Source organism: Caulobacter sp. NIBR1757 (genome assembly GCF_027912495.1).
In the GTDB taxonomy this organism is placed as follows: Bacteria; Pseudomonadota; Alphaproteobacteria; order Caulobacterales; family Caulobacteraceae; genus Caulobacter.
The window spans coordinates 1,974,916-1,995,153 of record NZ_CP115463.1 but is presented as its reverse complement, the minus strand read 5'-3'; the positions used below and the strand labels follow the sequence as shown (position 1 = coordinate 1,995,153).

Here is a 20,238-nt window from a genome sequence, read left to right as displayed (position 1 = left end):
CCCGACAAGCGGGAGAAGGGCCCCTTCGGGGCTACAGCGACCGCGCCCCGAACGTGTCGCAGGCGGCCGGATCGCCGGCCTCGTAGCCGGCCCGGAACCAGCGCATTCGCTGTGCCGCCGTGCCGTGGGTGAAGGCGTCCGGAACCACGCGCCCCTGCGTCTTCTTCTGGATCGTGTCGTCGCCGACCGCCGAGGCGGCGCCCAGCCCATCGACGATGTCCTGGGCGTTAAATTTCAGCCCGCCGCCGGCCTGGGTCCCGGCCCGGGCCGCCCAGACGCCCGCATAGCAGTCGGCCTGCAGCTCCAGCCGCACCGCGCCGCTGTCGGACCCGCGCATGCCCTGGCGTTGGGCCTTCTGCATAGCCCCTTCGAGGTTCTGCACATGGTGGCCGACCTCATGGGCGATGACATAGGCGCGGGCGAACTCGCCGCTGGCCCCGAACTTGGATTCCAGCTCGTTCCAGAACGTCAGGTCCATATACACCTTGCGGTCGCTCGGGCAGTAGAACGGCCCCATCGCCGCCTGGCCGGTTCCACAGCCGGTGCCGGTCGCGCCATCGTACAGCACCATCCCGGCCGGCCGCTCGTATTGGGCTCCGGACGCCGCGAAGATCGCCGTCCACACCTCGGTGGTCGATTGCTCGACGACATCGACGAACTGCCCGGCCTCGTCCTGTGGCGTGCCGCGCTGGCCTTCCTGCACCGGCTGGCCGCCGCCGCCGGCGCCGGCGCCGCTGACCAGGTCCATGGCCTGCCGCGGGTCCATGCCGAACACGAACACCCCGATCAGCACCGCCGCAATGCCGAGAATCCCGACTCCGCCGCCGACCACGGCCCCGCCGCCCATGCCTCGCCGGTCTTCGATATTGCCGCCCCGGCGGCCGCCGCGCCATTCCATCAGGTCTTCTCCCAGCCCGTGTCAGCGCACAGTGACCTCAGGAACGCGGATGGAGCAACAGCGCTCCGAAAGCGAAGCGCCCTTCTCCCGCTTGCCGGGAGAAGGACGCGCTCAAGGCGCGCCTACCTTGAACCGCACCAGCTGCTTCGCCGGCGCGTCCCAGTCCGGATCCAGGCTCTGCGCCTTGCGGTAGTCCAGCCACGCCGCCCTGGCGTCGCCGAGCCCCTCCTGGGCCAGGGCGCGGTTGTAGTAGGCCTTGGCCGGCTCATCGACGCCGAGGGTAATCCCCCGGTCGATCTGGGCCAACGCCCCGGCATAGTCCCGGTCCGCCATCCGCAGCACACCGCGATTGACGAAGGCCTCGCCCAGGTCCGGGGCCAGGCGGATGGCGTCCTCGAAATCCCGCGCGGCCGGGCCATAGGCCTTGCCGCGCATCAGCATCACGCCGCGATTGACCAGGGTGCCGGCGCGGTCACGGATCGCCAGCCCCTCTTCGAGGGCGCGTGTGCAGGTTTCGACGGACGCCTTGTCCGCCTTGCCGCGGAAGGCCGCCTTGGAGCAGGCCGGCGCCAGGCCTTCGCCCAGCACCAGGACCGACGCGCCGGCGGAGGACGCCGCCGCCAGCGCCATCAGCACGCCCGCCACGACGGCGGGCGCCCCGAAGCCTCTTCTGATCACTTGCGCTGGACCGTGAAGCGGGTGAGCTGCAGCTGCGGCGCCTGCCATTCCGGAGCCAGGGCGATGGCCTGTTGGTAGGCCAGGTAGGCCTGCTTCGGATCGCCCATGGCCTCATAGGCGATGGCCCGGTTGTACCAGGCCTTCTCGGGCTCATCGACGCCCAGCGCCATGCCGCGATCGATCTCGGAGAGACCTTCGGCATACTTCTGCTCGGCGATCAGGCTGGCGCCCCAGTTGACATAGGCCTCGCCCAGGTCCGGCGACAGGCGCAGGGCGTTGGCGAAGTCGGACCGGGCGTCGTCATAGGCGGCGCGGCGCAGTTTCAGGATGCCGCGGTTGACGAAGGTGCCGGCGCGGTCGCGCGGGCCCATGGCCTGGGTCTCGATGGCCAGGGTGCAGTTGTCGATGGATTTGAGGTCGTTGCGGCCGCTGATCGCGGCCTTGGAACAGACCGTCGCCAGACCCGCGCCGAGCACAAGGGCCGCGCCCGAAGCCGGCGTGGCGGCGATGATGGAAGCTACCGTCAGAGCGGCGGTGGCGAACGCGATTTTACTGGGCATTGGTTTCCTCCCCAGTCTTCGAGTTATGACCATCCCGAGCGTAACACGCTTCGCAAAACGGTGGCATCACAAATGAACCTGACCCGCTTCCCCCGCGCCCGCTTCGCCCACCTGCCGACGCCGCTCGAACCGGCCCCGCGCCTGGGCGCCGCCCTGGGGATAGATCTGTGGATAAAGCGCGACGACTGCACCGGCCTGGCCGGCGGCGGCAACAAGACCCGCAAGCTGGAATTCCTGCTCGGCGAGGCGCTGGAGCAAGGGGCCGACGTCCTGATCACCCAGGGGGCGGTGCAGTCCAACCATGTGCGCCAGACGGCCGCCGCCGCCGCCCGCTTCGGCCTGGGATGCGAGATCATCCTTGAGGACCGCACCGGCAACCGCAGCCCCGACTACGTCGGCTCCGGCAACGTCCTGCTCGACCGCCTGCTCGGCGGAAAAATGCGCACCGTCCCCGCCGACACCGACATGAACGCCGCCATGGCCGCCCTCGCCGATCAGCTCCGCGCCGAGGGCCGCGCGCCCTACATCATCCCCGGCGGCGGCTCGAACAGCACCGGGGCCCTCGGCTACGTCGACTGCGCGCTGGAGCTGGCGCACCAGGCCAACGCCAGCGGCCTGAAGATCGATCGCCTGGTCACCGCCACCGGCAGCGCCGGCACCCACGCCGGCCTGGTCGCCGGCTTCGCGGTCAGCGGGGCCGACATCCCCATCCTCGGCATCGGCGTCCGCGCCCCGAAAGCCAAGCAGGAAGAGAACGTCTTCAAGCTGGCCGTCGAGACCGCCGCCCGCCTCGGCCACCAGGGCCGGGTCAGGCGCGAACAGGTCATCGCCGACTGCGACTATGTCGGGGCCGGCTACGGCCTGATCGACCAGGACGTCATCGACGCCCTCAGCCTCGCCGCCCGCACCGAAGGCCTGCTGTTCGATCCGGTCTATACCGGCAAGGCGCTGAAGGGCCTGATCGCGCTGAGCAAGGCCGGGGCCTTCGCGGGCGAAACCGTCGTCTTCCTGCACACCGGCGGCGCCCAGGGCCTGTCCGGCTATCACCACGAGCTGGAAGCCGGCCTTTGAAAATCCTCGGCGTCCTCGGCGGCATGGGCCCCGCCGCCACCCTCGACTTCCTGGCCAAGCTTCAGGCCGCCACCCCGGCCGCGCGCGACCAGGATCACCTCCGCGTGCTCATGGACCTCAACCCCCAGGTCCCCGACCGCAATGTCGAGGGCGGCGCGGCGGGCCCGGTGCTGGCGGAGATGGCTGTCCGCCTGCGCGAGGCGGGGGCGGAGGTCCTGGCCATGCCCTGCAACACCGCCCACCTGCATGCCGAGGAAATCCGGGCCGCGTCAGGCCTACCGCTCCTCGACCTGATCGACCTCGCCATCGCCGCCGCCGGTAACGCCCGCCGCATCGGCGTCCTGGGCACCCGCCTGGCCCTCGATCTCTACAGGACCCGCCTCACCGCCGCCGGCCGCGAGCCGATCCTGCCGACCGAGGAGGCCCAGTCCGCTTTCATGGACATCCTCTACCGCATCAAGTCCGGCGATACCGGCCCCACCGCCCGCGCCCTGATGGCGGCCTGCGCCGGCGGCCTGGAACAGCGGGGCGCGGAAGCGATCATCGCCGGCTGCACGGAAGTTCCTCTGGTCCTCTCGGCCGACGACCTCGCCGTCCCCCTCATCGACGGTTCGGCCGAACTGGCCAGGGCCTGCGTCGCCGCCTGCCGATAGGCCGGCGACGGTCGATCGGCCGAAGATGAATATGTCTAGACATATCCCTTTCGCCCCGTTTCGGGCCCCTCGCCCGGCGCCGCCCCAGACCGGTCCAAAACGGGCGGTTTCCGGTAGGAGACTTGTGGGTCTGGAGTGGACTGGTGGTAGGTGATTTGCGGACCCCGGGTAGGTCAATTGTGACGGTGTAGCGGGTTGGTTTTCTTGAATATTTCAGATTTCAAAAGCGCCGAAATCTGCTAAAATCGTCCTCGCTGCGATCAACACTCGTGCTGCTCGATCCCCGCCAGCGTCACCCACGGATGCTGCCGCTCCTCATAGACCGCCCGCACCGGGGCCGGGAACGCCGGGTCGGCGAAGGCGCCCACGGCGATGGCGATCAACCCGGGCGCGTCGCCATTGGTCCAACTGATCGTCGTCCCGCACCCCGGGCAGAAGGCGTAGGTCCCGGTCGTCCCGCCATCGCCCGTCCGCTCGAACGTCGACCGCGGCCCGACCAGCCGCACCTTGTCGGCGTCGTACCGCGCCTGAACCCCGAAGGCGCTGCCCGTCCGCTGCTGGCAGGCCAGGCAGTGACAGACGCTGACCCGCACCGGGTCGCCGGCGCAAACCGCCTGCAACGCTCCGCAGGAACAGCTGGCCGTGCGGCTCACGCCGCGAACACCGGCTTGTCACCGAGCACCGTGGCCCGCGTCATGATCCGCCGGTGCGGCAGGAAGTCGTCCACCGCCCGGTGCTGGGTGTTGCGGTTGTCCCAGAAGGCCACGTCCCCCGGCCGCCAGCGCCAGCGGACCACGAATTCCGGCTGCTGGATGTGCTGGTTGAGGAAGGCCATCAGCGCCCTGCTCTCCTCGCGCCGCAGGCCCTTGATCCGCCGGGTGAACACCGAGTTGACGAAGATGCCGGGCTCCCCCGTCTCCGGATGGGTCCGGATCACCGGATGCGTCACCGGCGGATTGGCCGCCACCGCCTTCTCGTATTTCTCGCGTCCCGCCTGCGAACCGGCCAGCCCATCGGCCGTGAAGGCGAAGGAGAAATCATGAACGGCCTCAAGGCCTTGCAGGAACGTCTGCATCGGCTTGCTGAGGGCCTTGTAGGCCGCCGTCATCGAGGCCCACATGGTGTCGCCGCCGACCGGCGGCAGCTGCCGCGCCGCCAGGATCGAGCCCATCGGCGGAGTGTCGATGAAGGTGACGTCGGTGTGCCAGAAGTTGTTGTCGGTGGGGTTATCGACATGATTGTCGATGATCATGATCTCCGGGTGGCCTTCGTCCCGGTCATAGAGCGGATGCACATGCAGGTCGCCGAACCGGGCCGCGAAGTCGCGCTGCTGGGTCGGGGTGAAGTCCTGCCCCTCGAAGAAGATCACCTGGTGCCTGAGCAGCGCCGCCCGGATGTCGCCGATCAGGTCGTCGCTGGCCGGCTCGGCCAGGTTCACGCCCCGCAGCACCGCCCCGATGGCCGGCGACAGGGGCTCGATCTCAAGCACGTTCGAGCGGGTCATAGGGCGTCTCCTCACGTCTTTTCGGCACTATGCCCCGCCACGGCCCAGCCGCCCAGAGCCTCACATCCGTCCGACCGGCGGATCTTCGGCAACGTCGACCGGCGAGGTCTTCACGAAGGCCGGCGACAGGTCCAGCCCGCCGGTCGGCCCCGCCTCCAGCGCCTCCAGCTCGGCCTGGACCAGGGCGTGCGCCGCCTGGTCCAGCTTGTGCCCGTGGATCAGCCAGGCGGCGATCAGACCCAGCGCCGCCGGGAACAGGGCGAACATCACGCTGAGGGTCAGCAGGGCCTCGGGCGTGTTGCCCGCTCCCAGCTTGGACTGAAAGCCGACAGCCCCGAGCAGCAGCAGGCTCAAGGTCACGGCGATCGAGGTGCCGATCTTGATCGAGCCGGTCAGCAGCGAGAACAGCATCCCCGACAGATCGACGCCGGTGCGCAGCCGCACCTCGTCGCCGACATCGGCCATCATCGCCTTGAGCAGGATGGAGCCGGCCGAAAACGGCAGGCCGGCGATGAACATGACGATGATCCCGGCCACATGGCCCCGTGGGGAGATCATCGTGAAGGCCTGGGCGGCGGCATAGAAGACCGCCGCGATGGTCAGCGCCCGGTGCTTGCCGATCCGCCGGGCCAGCGCTGTCCAGATCGGCGCCCCGGCCAGGGCCCCGACAAAATAGACCAGCAGCAGTGCCGAGGTTTCCGGCCGCCCGTAGCCGCGCACGGCCTCGAAATAGAAGAACAGCAGGGTGCCGGCCACAGTCGGGGCCGTGCCCATCAGGATATCGACGATCAGCACCCGCAACACGCTGGGCTGCTTGATCATGCCCCAGTAGTGGCCCCAGCCGATCGTGTGCGTCGCCACCTTCACCACCGGCTCGCGCATCGACAGCAGGGCCAGGGTTATGGTGATCGGGATGGCGGCGATGACGAACCAGCCCATGGCGTGGACCCCCGTCGCCTCGCTGGCCCCCAGCCGGCCGGCGATCACCGGCAAGGTCAGGATCAACAGCATGCCGATCACGGTGAACAGCTGCCACCAGCCGTAGATGCGGGAGCGCTCGTTGTAGTCCGGCGCCGCGTGCGCCGACCAGGCGTAGGTGGCCAGCGAGGCGAACGACTGTCCGGCATAGGCCGCCAGCATCCAGACGGTCAGATAGACGACGCCCACCCCCGGCTTGGCCATGAACAGCATATAGATGGCCACCATGGTCAGCGGCGCGCCGGCCACCACCCAGGGGCGGAAGCGGCCAAACGGCGTGCGCGTGCGGTCAATGGCGAAGCCCAGCAGCGGGTCGAGCCCCAGGTCGAAGATCCTGACCAGGAATCCGGCCAGGGCAATCGCCGTCAGGCTGACCCCCAGATCCTTCTCGTAGTAGTTCGGCAGGTAGATGGTGATCGGCAACAGCATGGCCGACAGCGGAATCGCCGGCGTGGCAAAGGCGGCGAGGCGCCAGCCCGGGTGTTTCTCGGCAGCCATGAACGCGGCGTTCCCCCTATTTTTGGGGTCATGTTGAACGCTTGTTTGACACCCCGCAAGCGCCGCTCCCCCCTTTTCGGGAGGCGCGGCGAGCAAGTGTTCACCCCATGGTGGCGCCCAGGGCCTTGGGGCCTTCCTGGACGGGGGGACAGGCGTCATGACCACGACCTATTCCAAGCGCGAGAACGCCTTCGAAAAGGGCGAGCACCGGTGGAGCGTCGAGGACCACGCCCTGATCTGGACCCGGCCCGCCGGCGACAGCCTGACCCTGCCGTGGAAGGATGTGGGCGCCGTGCGCGCCGCCTATACCCCGACCCGGGCCCGGACCTGGCGGCACGTCTTCGAACTGACCACCCGCAAGGGCTCGAAGCTGCTGATCGACAACAGTCACTTCAGGGGCATCGCCGATTTCGAGGACCGGTCGCCGACCTTCGTCCCCTTCGTCCTGGCCTGCCTGGACCGGGTCGTCGCCCAGGCCCCGGACGCCCGCGCTTCGGTCGGCTCCAGTCCGGCCGGCTATTTTGGTCAGCTTCTCTTCATGCTGGCGACGATGGCGCTGGTGATCTTCGTCCTCGTCGTCCTGCCGAGCCCGCTCGGCGGACTGATCCTCCTCAAGCTGTTGCTGATCGCCGTCATGCTGCCGGCCGCCGCAGTCTGGGCGATCCGGGCCCGGCCCAGGCGAGCGTCCCTGACCCTCGGCGGCCTGCTGCCGGGCCTGCCGAAAATCTCCGGTAACCGGCTGTAAACCATAGATAATTCGGAACCCGGCCGCGACTGGATCATTTCAGCTTGAAACGCATCGGAGCAGGTCATGAGCGCCCCTCATCATCCGTTGCGGCCCGCCGCCTTCGAGCGCCTGCGGGAGCAACTCGCCACCGCCGTCGCCCTCTGCGACGACGCCCAGATCCTCAGCCTCGCCGACGGCCTGCACGACGCCCTGCGCCGCCGCCGCGCCGCCCGTCACGGGCGGGAAGACCGCAGCTGGAGCCCGGCGGGTCTGCAGAGCAGCGCGCCTGACGGCCCGATGGCCTGAAGGCCGATCCGGTCCGAAATCCGCCAGACCTTCCCTGCCCGGCCGGTCATGGTTCTCCGCCAACAAGGAGCCCTGCCATGACCCTCACCCCCTCCGGCGCCACCGTCCGCCGCACCGCCCGCCTGGCCGCCGATCCCGCCGCCGTCTGGGACGCCATCGCCGACTTCGGCGCCGTCCACACCCGTGTCGCCCCGGGCTTCCTGACCGCGCTGGAGCTCGACGGCTCCGACCGCATCGTCACCTTCGGCACAGGCGCCGTGGCCCGCGAAATCTTCATCTCCCGCGACGATGAGGCCCGCAGACTGGTCTACGCCATTCCCGATGGCCCGTTCCGCAGCTACAGCGCCGCCTTCGAGGTGGCCGAGGCGCCCGGCGGCGCGGAGGTGACCTGGACCATCGACCTGGCCCCGGACTCCCTCGCGCCTTACGTCGGCGGCATGATGGACCAGGCCTTGCCGATCATGCGGCGGATGCTGGAGACCTGACTCCTGCACGATCCTAGATTGTATTTCTGAAAATTCGATCTTAGCCTCCCCTTCGGCGGTTGAAGCGACGCGAGCCCCTCGCCTCGGGCCGCCCTCGGGGAAGCACCATGGATCTGGACGTTGCGGTGATCGGCGGCGGATGCGCGGGGACCTACAGCGCCTGGCGGCTCCAGCAGGAACTGGGCGAAAAGCAGGAGATCGGCCTGTTCGAATACAGCGACCGCATCGGCGGCCGCCTCTACAGCGTCACCATCCCCGGCATGCCGCATGTGAAGGCCGAGCTGGGCGGGATGCGCTACATCCCCACCTCCCACATCCTGGTGGCCGACCTGATCCGTCACCTCGACCTGCCGACCAAGGACTTCCCGATGGGGGCTCCCAAGCCGGTGGGATCGAACTGCAACCTCTTCTACCTGCGCGGCAAGCACCTGCGGCTGCACGAGCTCTCCGACCCGGACAAGGTGCCCTACAACCTCGCCTGGTCGGAACGGGGCCTGGGGCCGACGAACCTGCAGGTGCAGGTGATGAACAACATCTACCCCAACCTCGCGAACCTGAGCCTCTGCGACCAGATGAAGGTCAAGGCCTTCGGCAAGCCGCTCTACGAGTACGGCTTCTGGGACCTGATGTTCCGGGTGCTGTCCAACGAGGGCTACCAGTTCATGCGCGACGCCGGCGGCTATGACGCCAACGTCGCCAACGCCAGCGCCGTCACCCAGCTGCCGGCCACCGAATACAGCGATGACACCCAGTTCCTGACCCTGCGCGACGGCTACGACATGCTGCCGATCACCCTGGCCAGGCAGTTCAACGAGGAGTTCGCGGGCAAGCTGCCCCGCAATGAGCGACTGTTCATGAACCACCGCCTGGCGGAGATCGTGATCGGCACGGGCGACTACCCCTACACCCTGATCTTCCACCGCACGGTGACGGAACAGGCCACGACCCGGATCCCGCAGGATCCGGAGATCGTCACCGTCCGGGCCAAAAAGATCGTGCTCGGCCTGCCGCGCCGGTCGCTGGAGCTGATCAAGTCGACCTTCTTCGACCATCCGCAGCTCAAGGTCGACATGGGCTCGGTGCTGATCCAGAGCGCCTTCAAGCTGCTGCTGGCCTATGAGCGGCCGTGGTGGCGGTCGCTGGGCCTGACCGCCGGCCGCTCGGTCACCGACCTGCCGATCCGGCAGGTCTACTATTTCGGCACCGAGGGCGAGCAGGAGGACGGCGAGCCCTTCCTCAACTCGCTGCTGATGGCCAGCTACAACGACATCTCGACGGTGCCGTTCTGGAAGGGGCTGGAGGGCGGCGCGGCCTACGCCGGCTACATGCCCAGCTGCATCGAGCCGACCGCCAAGGGCCCGCTGCCGATCACCGAATACACGGCCTCGGCCGAGATGGTCGAGGTCGCCAACCTGCAGGTCGCCACCGTCCATGCCCTGCCCGAGATCCCCAAGCCCTACTCGGCCGTCTACCACACCTGGAACGAGGACCCGTACGGCGGCGGCTGGCACGAGTGGAAGGCCGGCTACCGGCTCGACGAGGTGATGTGGCGGATGCTCAAGCCCGTCGAGGACCAGGACATCCACATCGTCGGCGAGGCCTACAGCATCGGCCAGGGTTGGGTCGAAGGCGCCCTCGATACCGCCGAGACCATGCTGGAGAAGTACTTCGGCCTCAAACGCCCGCGCTGGCTGAAGAAGGGCTACGAGCTGATGCCCAACCCCTGCCCCGGCTGCGGCGAGCTCGACGGCTGCATCCCGACCAAGGACGTCGGCAAGATGCTGGCCTCGATCACCCCCGACTGCCTCTGCCCCGTCGAGGAGGGCTGAGACCATGGCCGCCGCCTACACCGTCGCGCAGTACCTTGTCGATCGCCTGATCGAGGTTGGGCTGGGGCACATGTTCGCCGTTCCCGGCGACTATTGCGGGCCCTTTCTCGAGGCGCTGGACGCCACCCCCGGCATCGAGCGGGTGCCCAACATCAACGAGCTGGGCAGCGGCTACGCCGCCGACGGCTATGCCCGCTTCACCGGCATCGGCGCCGCATGCGTACAGTACGGGGTGGGGACGTTCAGCGCCCTCTGCCCGGCGGCCGGCTCCTATGTCGAGCGCCTGCCGGTGGCGATCATCTCCTCCAGCCCCTCGACCAGGGCCCGGATTCAGGAACTGACCCAGGGCGTCCTCTACCACCACTCCACCGGCGACCTGGAGGCCGACCGCGACGTTTATTCCCACGTCACCGTCGCCTCCGAGATCATCACCGACCCTGACGACGCGCCTAGCCAGATCGACGGGGCCATCGTCGCCATGCTGAGCTACCACCGGCCGATCTACCTGGAAGTGATCCAGAACGTCTGGAACCTGCCCTGCGCCAAGCCGAAGGGCAGCCTCGTTCCGGTCATCCCGACCAGCGACGCGGCGACCCTGGCCGCCGCCCTCGACGCTGCCTGGGACCGCATCCAGGGCGCGCGCAGCCCGGTGCTCTGGTACGGCGTCGAGATCCAGCGTTACGGCCTGCAGGCCCTGGCCCAGCAAATCGTTGACGCCAGCGGCCTGCCCTTCACCACCACCAGCCTTGGCAAGACGGTGCTGGACGAGGCCCAGCCGCTGTTCATCGGCACCTATTCCGGCCCCGCCTCCCCCGCCGTGACCCGCGCCGTGGTCGACAATTCCGACGCCGTGCTGGCGCTGGGAACCATCATCACCGACGACTACCTGAACATCATGGCCAGCAGCTACGGCCAGATGGTCGAGGTCAACGACGAGGAATGCCGGGTCGGCTACGCCCAGTTCAATCAGGTCACCCTGGCCGACTTCCTCCAGGAACTGCTTGAGCGGTTCAAGACCTCGCCCGGCTATCCCAAGGCCTTTACCCCGCCCACTCCGACGCCGGACCCGGACCCCGAGGAGGCCGCCTATCCCGAGGGCGTCCTCACCTACAATCGCTTCTACCGCCAGCTCACCGACTGGATGAAGGCCGAGGGCCTGTTCGACGAGACGGTGCTGGTGCTGGGCGAAAGCACTTCGCTCTACGTGTTCGGCAACCTCATGGGACTGCCGCAGAACAGCTTCGTCGCCCAGGCGGCCTGGGGCTCACTAGGCCATGAGACCGGCTGCGCCCTGGGCGTGGCCCTGGGCTCCGGCAAGCGACCCTTCGTGGTCGCCGGTGACGGCGGCTTCATGATGATCTGCCAGGAGATCTCCAGCCTGGTCCGCGCCAGGGTCCCGGCCGCCGTCTTCGTGATGAGCAACCAAGGCTACGCCATCGAACAGGCCTTCGTCGACCTCAAGGCCTTCACGCCCCAGGGCGAGTTCGCCCCCTTCGACGTCCTGCCGACCTGGGACTACGGCGCCCTGGCGAAGGCCTTCGGCGCCGTCGGCTTCCGGGCCTCCACCCGCGAGGAGCTGGAAGCCGCCCTCGGCGCCGTGAAGGGCCTGGTCGATGTCCCGGCCCTGATCGAAATCGTCATTCCGCCGAAGGACCTCGCGCCGCAACTCTTCCGCCTGGCCTATGTCCCGCCCAGTCAGAGCATGTACGCCCAGACCCACGCGCCGCCGGAAGAAGCCTGAACGGGCGCGAAGACCGTTCTTCAGACCCCGACTCTACCGAGCAGCGCGACCGCGGGGGCCGGCTGATTCAGGGCCAGGTCAATGCCCTCGAGCAGCCGCGTCGGCGTGATCGGCTTGGCGATGTGGTGGTTGGCCCCCGCCTGGGCGGCCAGGTCCAGGTGCTCGTCCATGGCGTTGGCCGTGAACATGGCGATCGGGACGGGAGGCCGGCCCGCCTGCGCCTCCAGGGCGCGGATCTCGCGGGTCGCCGCCAGGCCGTCCATCACCGGCATCTGCATGTCCATCAGGATCAGGTCGAACCGTCCGGGCTGGAAGGCGTCGACCGCCTCGCGGCCGTTGGCGACGATGGTCAGGGCCACGCCGACCGGCTCGAGGATCAGCTGCACGACGCGCTGGTTGGTCGGATGGTCCTCGGCCAGCAGGATCCGGATGCTGCCCAGTTGGGCGGGGGCGGCGCCGGGCTCCTCTTCGCGCACTGCCGCCTCCGCGCGGCGCAGGCGATAGTCTTCGAGCGGCATCGTCCGGGGCAGCGGGATCTCCACGGTGAAGACGCTGCCGGCTCCCGGCTCGGAACGGGCGCCGATCTGGCCGCCCATCAGTTCGGTGAGCGATTTGCAGATGGCCAGGCCCAGCCCTGTGCCGCCGAACTGCCGCGAGATCGATCCGTCGGCCTGGATGAACCGGTTGAACAGCCGGTCCGCGGTCTCCTTGTCGAAGCCGATGCCGCTGTCGGCGACTTCGATCCGGACGAGGCTCGCGGCGTCCGCCCGATCCACGACCTCGACGCGGATGGCGACCTCGCCGGCCTGGGTGAACTTGATGGCGTTGGAGGCCAGGTTTGAGACGATCTGGCGGATCCTCACCCCATCGCCCTCGAACATCCCCTGGGCCGCCTCCCCGTACTCCGCGCGGAAGGCGAGTCCCTTTTCGTCGGCGCGGGCGCGCATCAGGGCGGCGGCAGCCTCGATCGTCTCGGCCAGGTCGAGCGGCGCCGCCTGCAGCTGGAAGTTACCGGCCTCGATCTTGGCCTGGTCGAGGATGTCGGAGAGCATCCGGTCCAGCATCTCGCCCGAGGACTGGACCAGCCCGACCATCTCCCGTTGATCGGCGGAAAGATCCGTCCGCGCCAGGGCCCCGGCGATGCCGATCACCCCATTGAGCGGCGTGCGGATCTCGTGACTCATGTTGGCGACGAAGACGCCCTTGGCGGCGTTGGCGTTCTGGGCCTCGTCGCGGGCCGCCTCCAGCTGATGTTCGAGCGCCTTGCGAATCGAGATGTCGAGGGTGGTGCCGATGACCCGCCAGGGCTGCCCGTCCGGCGTCCGCGAGATCAGCCGCGCCCGCGAGAACACCCATCTGTACGCGCCGTCCCTGCACCGCATCCGCAGTTCGGTGGCCGTGTGAGGCGTGGTCCCGGCCAGGTGCGCGTCGTAGTCCTGCACCAGCAGGTCCAGGTCGTCGGGATGGATGAAGGACCGCCAGTCGCGGACGGGGCTGGGAAGTTCGCCGGGCCCATAGCCCAGCATCGCCGACCAGGTCGGGCTGGCGGCCAGTTCGTCGGCGACCAGGTCGTACTCGAAGTAGCCGTCGCCCGAGGCCTCGATCGCCGCCGCCAGCTTGCGTTCCAGGTCGGCGAAGGCGACCTGGCGATCGGCCAGTTGGCGTAGCAGGGCGCCGTGATCCAGCGAGAAGCGTCGCGCCGCCAGGGAAGACACGCCGAGCAGCAGCGGAATAAACAGCGACGGCCAGCTGAACCCGTAGGCCAGCCACGGGCCGATGACCGTGGCGGCGACGATGGGCAGCAACGTGCCCCATAACAGGCCGCGGTGACCGTTGAAGTAGACGAGGCTGTTCAGCACCGCCCCGCCGATCCAGGTCGCCGCCAGGACCACGCCGAGCGGAGAGCCCTCGGCGAAGCAGAGCAGCGCCAGCGCCTGGAACAGGCAGGATCCGAACAGGTTCATCGTCGCAAAGGCGATCAAGGCCCGCCGGCCCGTCAGCCTGCGGGACACCAGGTCGTGCAGCCGCCCGACGACGCCCGTCTCCCAGACGACAATCCCCGCCATCCAGGCCAGCGGCCAGGGCCAGGCAAGCACCACCAGCGACGCCAGCGCATAGAGGCCGGCAAATCCCAGCCGCTCGAGCCGGGCGCCCTGGGCGACCTCCTTCGTCGTCTGGACGTCGAAAGCCCTGGCGAGGGCGGCGACGCCCCGGCTATCGGGCGATTTCGGGTCGAGGGCGACGGTCACCCGAAGCCCCTGGCGCGGGCGGGCGGGGCGCCGGGCAGGCGGACGTGCGGCGATCCAAACCGGAGTGTGACCATGGGCCGAGCCTCCCTGTTTTCCGCGATTCTAGGAAGCAGGTCGCAGGGTTCGGTTAACGGGCTGGCCTCGGCGCGGTCAGCCGTTCAGCCACTCCGTCAGGCCCTCGCGCCGGCAGACCTCGACGAAGGCCGGCCGGGCCCGCATGCGGGTCACATAGGGTCCGAGGTTCGGCCAGGACGTCGCCGGCCGTTCCATGTTGCGCGACCAGCGCATCAGCATGGTCGCCAGGAAGTCCGCCGTCGTCACCGCCTCGCCCAGCAGGAAGGGCCGCCGGTCGGCCAGCATCCCGTCCAGCCGCTCGAACACCCCCTCGATGCGCCGGCGGGCCAGGGCCTGCACCGCCGCCGCCCCGGCCGGCTCACCGTCCTTGTCGGCGTAGAACCAGTCCCGCATGGCCGGCGACAGGCCGTTGGCGAGCAGCAGCATGGTCTCCATCCAGGCCGCCCGTTCCGGGCTCCGGACGGCCGGCGCGAACCCGGCCTCCGGATGCCGCTCGGCCAGCAGCATCAACAGCGCCGCCGACTCGCTGACCGGCGCCCCGTCGATCACCAGCGTCGGCACCCGGCCGGCGGGATTGAGCGCCAGATAGGCCGCCGACCGCTCGGCCTTGATATCGACCGCCTCGGCCTCGAAGGCGACGCCCAGTTCGATCAGCATCCAGTGGACCGCCAGGCTGGCCGTGCCGGGCGAATAGAACAGGTGATAGGTCATGGACGCCCCGAGTTCGGCCGTCTTGCGCAGGTGGTGCCCCCGGTCGGGCTCGAACCGACACTCCTTGCGGAACCGGATTTTGAGTCCGGCGCGTCTACCAATTCCACCACAGGGGCCCCGCGCAACGGGTCGCGAAGGCCCGGCAATCTAGCGGCGCGATCCCTCGCGTCAACGACCCATCGGGCGGTTGCGCCGAATACGCGGAACAGGCAGAAAAGGGCCGTGTCCGGACCCATGCCCTTCAAGCCCTTGAAGTTCCTGCCGTGCCTGTTGACGGGGCATCTGTGGCGTAACAGCCGCTCGCGCGTCGGGACGCGGGTTTGCGAGCGCTGCGGCTATCGCGGGCGCTGACGCCGTCAGCGCGCCGCGATCCGGAAAGCCAGATAGGACACCGTCTTGCCATTGGGCAGCAGGGCCTCGCCGACCGGCTCGAACCCGAAGCCCTTGTGGAAGGCCTCCGAGGCCGGATTGGGCGGGTCGGCGTTGACCTCACAAACGATCAGCGTGTGGCCGGCGGCCCGCGCCTGCTCGACCAGATCGCGGTACAGGGCGCCGGCCAGTCCCCTGCCCCGCGCCGCCGCCGCGGTGACCACCCGATCCACATAGACGAAGCGCTCATAGCGATCGCGGAACCACAGGAAGTTGGGACTGTCGTAGTCGGCGTCCTGATCGAAGGCGATCAACAGGGCGTCGGCCAGGCCGAACCGCCGGGCGACGAAGGCCTCATCCACCAACCGCGCCAGCCGGTCAGCGTCCAGCACCGACAGTTCCACCGCATGGGCGTTGTTGAGGTCCAGCAGCGCCTCGGCAAGCCCGGGGTCGTTGCGGAGCGCGGCGGCGTCGAGGGCGAGGATCATCCGCCCGCCCTAACCGCCCGCGCCGACGGCGTCTACCGTCCGCCGTCGCCCGAAAGCTTGGTCGCCGCCGCTTCCAGTCGCATCAACAGCCGCTTGAGGGTCGCCACCTCGCTGGGGGCCAGGCCGGTCAGCAGGGCCGCCTCATAGGCCTTGGCCAGTGGGGCAATCTCGGCGTGCAGGCTGCGGCCCATGGCGGTCAGGGCCAGCAGGTGACTGCGCCCGTCGCCGGTGTTGGCGTCGCGGACCAGCAGGCTGCGGGCGACCAGTTCGCGGGCGGCCCTGGAGACCGAGACCTTGTCCATCACCGTTCGGCTGACCACCTGCTGCTGGGTCAGCCCGCCCTCGGCCAGCACCGCCATCAGCCGCCACTGCGGAATGGTCAGGCCGAAACGGTCCTCATAGGCCCTGGCGATCAGCCGCGAGACGCCGTTCGAGGCCACCGACAGGCGGAACGGCAGGTAGTCGTCCAGCACCAGCGCCGAGGTGTCCACTTCACCCGGCGGCGAAGCGAGAGACAGATGGCCGGCCACGGGACGCCTCCTCATCAGACTGGCGCCACGGTCTGCTCGATGGCGCCGAAGATGCTGTGCCGACGGCCGTCGCGCATCTCAATCCGCACCGTATCGCCATGTTTCAGGAAGGGCGTTTTCGCCTCTCCGTTGAGCAGCGTCTCCACTGTGCGCACCTCGGCGATGCAGCTGTAGCCCAACCCGCCGTCGCTGATCGGTTTGCCGGGGCCGCCTTCGGCGTCGCGGTTCGACACTGTGCCGGAGCCGATGATGGTTCCGGCGACCAGCTTCCGCGTCTTCGCCGCATGGGCGATCAGGGTCCCGAAATCGAAGGTCATGTCGACGCCGGCATCGGCCTCGCCAAAGGCCTTGCCGTTCAGTTCGACATCGAGCCGGCCGTGCAGTTTGCCGTCCTTCCAGGCATCCCCCAAGGCGTCGGGCGTCACCGCCACCGGCGAGAAGGCGCTGGCCGGCTTGGACTGGAAGAAGCCGAAGTTCTTTGCCAGCTCAGCCGGGATCAGATTGCGCAGCGAGACGTCGTTGCACAGCATGACCAGCCGCACATGCTTGAGGGCCTCCTCGCGGCTCACCCCCTGCGGCACGTCGCCGGTGACCACGGCGATCTCGCCTTCCAGGTCGCAGCCCCAGGCCTCGTCGGCCAGCGGGATCGCATCGCGCGGGCCCAGGAAGCCGTCCGAGCCGCCCTGGTACATCAACGGATCGGTCCAGAAGCTGTCCGGCATCTCGGCCGAACGCGCCTTGCGCACCAGGGCCACGTGATTGACGTAGGCCGAACCGTCCGCCCACTGGTAGGCGCGCGGCAGCGGACTGGCGGCGTCGTGTTCGTGGAAGCGCATACGGGGCACGCCGCCGACCTCCAGGCTGGCGGACAGCGCTTTGAGGATCGGCTCGCAGCGCTCCCAGTCGTCGAGGGCCGCCTGCAGGGTCGGGGCGGCGGCGGAGGCGTCGAAGCACCAGGCCAGATCGTTGGACACCACGACCAGCTTGCCGTCACGGCCAGACTTGAGGGAGGCGAGCTTCACGGGCGTTTCCTTCTTATGGTTTCTTGATGAGGCGACTGACCCGCGCCCCCTGGTCGTAACGCGACGGACCGCCGAAGACGGCCACCTCGCAGAGAATGTCACCGCCCTCGTCGGCGGCCCACAGATAGTTTCGCTCGACCTGCACCTCGCGCCCGGCCGGCGACAGGCCCTCGAAGGTGTCGCCCCAGGGCGTGATCTTCGACAGGTCACGCCAGCTGAGGGTCAGGGCTCGGGTCAGCTCGTCTTCGGCGAAGGCGACAAGGTCGGGATCGCTCACACCCTCGCTCCATGCGGGGCGGTGAATTCGCTGGCCTCGGCGTCGCCGGTGTTGATCACCTCCGACGGCTCGAAGATCAGCACTTCCGCCTCCGCGTCGGCGGCGGTGCGATGCTCGACCCCTCGCGGCACGACGACCATCTGGCCCGGCCCCATCTCGACGACATGGTCGCGAAACTCGACCCGGAAGGCGCCCTTCCAGACGAGGAACATCTCTTCGGCGTCCGGATGCCGATGCCAGGGAAACACCCCCTGCACCTTCACCAGCCGCAGGTCCTGGCCGTTGGCCTGGGCGGCCACCTTCGGCCGCCAGTGCTCGTTGATGGCGGCGAACTTCTCGCCGAGGTCGATGCGCTCGCTCACCCGGGCGACTTCCAGCTGTCGACATAGGCCGGGTTCTCGACCGAAGACGCCCCGTCGCCGACCTCGAGCGGATCGCGGGTGTCGATCATCACGGCGTATTCGTCGGTCGCCGGCTTGGGCTGGACCAGCATGTTCTTCAGGGCCTTCGGATGCGGCCCGTGGGTGAAGCCGCTGGGATGGAAGGTCATCATGCCGCTTTCGATGTGGTCGCGGCTGAAGAAGTCGCCGGCGTGGTAGAACAGCACCTCGTCGAAATCGTCGTTGTTGTGGAAGAAGGGGATCTTGATCGCCCCCGGATCGGTCTCGAAGGGGCGCGGCGTGAAGGTGCAGACCACGAACCGGTCGCTCAGGAAGGTGGTGTGGACGGATGGCGGCAGGTGGTAGCGATGGCTGATCACCGGCCGGATGTCGGTCACATTCAGCCGCACCGGCGCCAGCTCGCCATGCCAGCCCACGGCGTCGAGCGGATTGTAATCGTAGGTCGCCACCGACACCTGGCCGCGCTTCTTGATGCGCACGGGAAACTCTGCGGCCATCGCCTGGTGGTCGCGAAACGCCTCGTCCATCACCGGGGTGTCGAGAATGGCCGGGTCGAAGATGGCGTGCGGGCCGAGCAGACCCTTGTCCGGCAGGGTGTAGTGGGTGTTGGTCGCCTGGATGGTCAGCACCGCCGTCGGTTCGGCGGGCGCGAGGCGCCACATCGTTCCGCGCGGCAGGTAGAGATAGTCGCCGGCCCGGTAGCCGATCCGCCCGAAGTCGGTGAACAGGTCCCCTGCCCCGGCGTGGATGAACAGCAGCTGATCGCCGTCGGCGTTGCGGGCCAGGTCCGTGATCGCGCCTTCCGGCTTCCAGAAGCGCAGCTCGGTGGCGTTGTTGTGCAGCACCACCGGCGCATCCCACGGCGAGGCCTGCGGCTGGTTCAGCCGGTTGAGATCGTAGGCGCGGGGCCGCAGCGGCCCCTCGAACTTCGACCAGCCCGTCGGCGGACGTGGGTGATAGAGGAAGGCCGCCGGGCCGAAGAAGCCCTCCTTGGACATCTCCCGCTCATAGGCGCCTTCCGGCAGGTCGGCGTGCGCCTGGCGGCTGTGCTGGCCCTCTGCGCCGCGGACCGGAATCCAGTTCTTCTTGCTCACGGTTCGTCCTTGTAGATCGCCACCACCGCCGGCTCCTCCGACGAAGCGCGGGCGCGGTACATGCCCGGGGTGTTGAAGCTCCAGACCAGCTGGCCGTCGGCGCTCAGGGCGATGATCCCGCCGTCGCCATTGATGGCCGGCAGCTGCTTCCGCACCACCTCGTCGGCCGCCGCCTGCAGGCTCAGGCCCTTGTACTGCACCAGGGCGCAGATGGTCCGGGCCACGGTCAGGCGGATGAAATACTCGCCGCTGCCCGTCGCCGAGACGGCGCAGCTGCGGTTGTCGGCATAGGTGCCGGCCCCGATGATCGGCGCGTCGCCCACCCGGTTCCAGCGCTTGGCGGTCATGCCGCCCGTCGAGGTGCCGGCGGCGATGTCGCCCTTCTGGTCGAGCGCGACGACGCCGACCGTGCCGAACCGATGGTCGTCCGGCTGGGGTCCCCGCGAGATCGACCTGGCCGCCGAGGGCGCGTTGATTGGCCGGGTCGGGATCGGCAGGCGCTGCTCGTTCAGCGTCTTTTCAAGCTGCTGCCAGCGGCGTTCGGTAAAAAAGTAGGCCGGATCGACCTGCTCCAGCCCAGCGACCTTGGCGAACTGGTCGGCCCCGTGGCCGATCAGCATGACGTGCGGCGACTTTTCCATCACCGACCGGGCCAGGCTGATCGGATGCCGCGTGCGGGTGACGCCGGCGACACTGCCGGCCTTCATCGTCGCTCCGTCCATGAAGGCCGCGTCGAGCTCGTTGCGGCCCTCGGCCGTAAACACCGCCCCGCGCCCGGCGTTGAACAGCGGGTCGTCTTCCATGACCTTGATGGTCGCCTCGACGGCGTCCATGGCGCTGCCGCCTTTTTCCAGCACCCGCTGGCCCTCGGCCAGGGCGCCGGCCATGGCCTTTCGATAGGCGGCCTCTGTCCCGGCGTCCATGTTGGCGCGCTCGATGACGCCCGCGCCGCCGTGGATGACGAGGGCCCATTTGGGCGTTGGCGCCTGGGCGGTCGCCGGCGAGGCGATCGCCAGCGCCAGAACGATCCACAGGCTCGCTGCCAGCCTCATGCCGCACTCCCGGTCCGCGCTCTTGTCGGCGCGAACCGATAG

At 68.9% G+C, this 20,238-nt stretch carries 22 protein-coding genes and 1 tRNA gene; 7 read left to right on the top strand and 16 right to left on the bottom strand.

Translation table 11 applies throughout. The annotated features are described in order from the left end of the window. Nucleotides 1-31: 31 nt before the first annotated feature. The 3 genes from O5I81_RS09800 to O5I81_RS09790 form a co-directional block, all read right to left on the bottom strand. Complete coding sequence (locus O5I81_RS09800; RefSeq protein ID WP_271068761.1) at nt 32-898, bottom strand: neutral zinc metallopeptidase; 867 nt, start codon at nt 896-898, stop codon at nt 32-34. Nucleotides 899-1,009: 111 nt separating this feature from the next. Next, nucleotides 1,010-1,576 (bottom strand): tetratricopeptide repeat protein, encoded by a 567-nt coding sequence (locus O5I81_RS09795; RefSeq protein WP_271068760.1) that lies wholly within the window; start codon nt 1,574-1,576, stop codon nt 1,010-1,012. Continuing rightward, the gene (locus tag O5I81_RS09790) at nt 1,573-2,136 is read right to left on the bottom strand and encodes a tetratricopeptide repeat protein (RefSeq protein ID WP_271068759.1); all 564 of its coding nucleotides are present in this window, start codon (nt 2,134-2,136) and stop codon (nt 1,573-1,575) included. The genes O5I81_RS09795 and O5I81_RS09790 overlap by 4 nt, the downstream gene beginning before the upstream one ends. Before the next feature lie 72 nt (nt 2,137-2,208). On the opposite strand from O5I81_RS09790, the gene O5I81_RS09785 reads away from it, so the two are divergent. Next, on the top strand, nt 2,209-3,207 hold the full coding sequence (locus O5I81_RS09785) for a D-cysteine desulfhydrase (RefSeq protein WP_271068758.1): 999 nt from the start codon (nt 2,209-2,211) through the stop codon (nt 3,205-3,207). Beyond that, complete coding sequence (locus O5I81_RS09780) at nt 3,204-3,860, top strand: amino acid racemase (protein ID WP_271068757.1); 657 nt, start codon at nt 3,204-3,206, stop codon at nt 3,858-3,860. Before O5I81_RS09785 ends, O5I81_RS09780 begins: the two co-directional genes overlap by 4 nt. Nucleotides 3,861-4,120: 260 nt before the next feature. Here O5I81_RS09780 and O5I81_RS09775 read toward each other — a convergent pair whose 3' ends face one another. Genes O5I81_RS09775 through O5I81_RS09765 form a run of 3 tightly spaced genes read right to left on the bottom strand, consistent with a single transcriptional unit; the run spans nt 4,121 to nt 6,840 of the window. Further along, nucleotides 4,121-4,513 carry a GFA family protein gene (locus O5I81_RS09775; protein WP_271068756.1) on the bottom strand — a complete coding sequence of 131 codons (393 nt, stop codon included), beginning with the start codon at nt 4,511-4,513 and terminating at the stop codon, nt 4,121-4,123. After that, nucleotides 4,510-5,364, bottom strand: coding sequence for a taurine dioxygenase (gene tauD / locus O5I81_RS09770; RefSeq protein WP_271068755.1), 855 nt, complete (start codon nt 5,362-5,364; stop codon nt 4,510-4,512). Before tauD ends, O5I81_RS09775 begins: the two co-directional genes overlap by 4 nt. A 60-nt stretch (nt 5,365-5,424) precedes the next feature. Next, nucleotides 5,425-6,840: an MFS transporter gene (locus O5I81_RS09765; protein WP_271068754.1), complete on the bottom strand. Its 1,416-nt coding sequence runs from the start codon at nt 6,838-6,840 to the stop codon at nt 5,425-5,427. A 157-nt stretch (nt 6,841-6,997) separates the two neighbouring features. Here O5I81_RS09765 and O5I81_RS09760 point away from each other — a divergent pair, with 157 nt between their 5' ends. From O5I81_RS09760 to O5I81_RS09740, 5 genes are all read left to right on the top strand, one after another. Further along, nucleotides 6,998-7,585: a hypothetical protein gene (locus tag O5I81_RS09760; RefSeq protein WP_271068753.1), complete on the top strand. Its 588-nt coding sequence runs from the start codon at nt 6,998-7,000 to the stop codon at nt 7,583-7,585. A 66-nt stretch (nt 7,586-7,651) separates the two neighbouring features. After that, nucleotides 7,652-7,873 carry a hypothetical protein gene (locus O5I81_RS09755; protein WP_271068752.1) on the top strand — a complete coding sequence of 74 codons (222 nt, stop codon included), beginning with the start codon at nt 7,652-7,654 and terminating at the stop codon, nt 7,871-7,873. A 77-nt stretch (nt 7,874-7,950) separates the two neighbouring features. Next, complete coding sequence (locus O5I81_RS09750; protein WP_271068751.1) at nt 7,951-8,358, top strand: SRPBCC family protein; 408 nt, start codon at nt 7,951-7,953, stop codon at nt 8,356-8,358. A gap of 107 nt (nt 8,359-8,465) precedes the next feature. Then, nucleotides 8,466-10,187, top strand: coding sequence for an FAD-dependent oxidoreductase (locus tag O5I81_RS09745; protein ID WP_271068750.1), 1,722 nt, complete (start codon nt 8,466-8,468; stop codon nt 10,185-10,187). Nucleotides 10,188-10,191: 4 nt separating this feature from the next. Continuing rightward, entirely contained in the window at nt 10,192-11,928 is a 1,737-nt protein-coding gene (locus O5I81_RS09740) for a thiamine pyrophosphate-binding protein (protein ID WP_271068749.1), read from the top strand. Nucleotides 11,929-11,948: 20 nt separating this feature from the next. Here the strand turns inward: O5I81_RS09740 and O5I81_RS09735 are convergent, their stop codons facing one another. From O5I81_RS09735 to O5I81_RS09690, 10 genes are all read right to left on the bottom strand, one after another. After that, nucleotides 11,949-14,177 (bottom strand): ATP-binding protein, encoded by a 2,229-nt coding sequence (locus O5I81_RS09735; protein ID WP_271068748.1) that lies wholly within the window; start codon nt 14,175-14,177, stop codon nt 11,949-11,951. A 150-nt stretch (nt 14,178-14,327) separates the two neighbouring features. Next, nucleotides 14,328-14,963, bottom strand: a complete 636-nt coding sequence (locus O5I81_RS09730; protein WP_271068747.1) for a glutathione S-transferase family protein — start codon at nt 14,961-14,963, stop codon at nt 14,328-14,330. A gap of 31 nt (nt 14,964-14,994) precedes the next feature. Then, nucleotides 14,995-15,079 (bottom strand) — tRNA-Leu (locus O5I81_RS09725). Nucleotides 15,080-15,319: 240 nt separating this feature from the next. Then, nucleotides 15,320-15,820, bottom strand: a complete 501-nt coding sequence (locus O5I81_RS09720) for a GNAT family N-acetyltransferase (protein ID WP_271068746.1) — start codon at nt 15,818-15,820, stop codon at nt 15,320-15,322. A 32-nt stretch (nt 15,821-15,852) separates the two neighbouring features. After that, nucleotides 15,853-16,350: a MarR family winged helix-turn-helix transcriptional regulator gene (locus tag O5I81_RS09715; RefSeq protein WP_271068745.1), complete on the bottom strand. Its 498-nt coding sequence runs from the start codon at nt 16,348-16,350 to the stop codon at nt 15,853-15,855. A 14-nt stretch (nt 16,351-16,364) separates the two neighbouring features. Beyond that, nucleotides 16,365-17,372, bottom strand: coding sequence for a fumarylacetoacetate hydrolase family protein (locus O5I81_RS09710; protein WP_271068744.1), 1,008 nt, complete (start codon nt 17,370-17,372; stop codon nt 16,365-16,367). A 13-nt stretch (nt 17,373-17,385) separates the two neighbouring features. Further along, nucleotides 17,386-17,649 (bottom strand): hypothetical protein, encoded by a 264-nt coding sequence (locus O5I81_RS09705; RefSeq protein ID WP_271068743.1) that lies wholly within the window; start codon nt 17,647-17,649, stop codon nt 17,386-17,388. Further along, complete coding sequence (locus tag O5I81_RS09700) at nt 17,646-18,011, bottom strand: cupin domain-containing protein (protein WP_271068742.1); 366 nt, start codon at nt 18,009-18,011, stop codon at nt 17,646-17,648. Before O5I81_RS09700 ends, O5I81_RS09705 begins: the two co-directional genes overlap by 4 nt. Continuing rightward, on the bottom strand, nt 18,008-19,144 hold the full coding sequence (locus O5I81_RS09695) for a homogentisate 1,2-dioxygenase (RefSeq protein WP_271068741.1): 1,137 nt from the start codon (nt 19,142-19,144) through the stop codon (nt 18,008-18,010). Before O5I81_RS09695 ends, O5I81_RS09700 begins: the two co-directional genes overlap by 4 nt. Further along, entirely contained in the window at nt 19,141-20,196 is a 1,056-nt protein-coding gene (locus O5I81_RS09690) for an isoaspartyl peptidase/L-asparaginase (protein ID WP_271068740.1), read from the bottom strand. The genes O5I81_RS09695 and O5I81_RS09690 overlap by 4 nt, the downstream gene beginning before the upstream one ends. Nucleotides 20,197-20,238 lie beyond the last annotated feature (42 nt).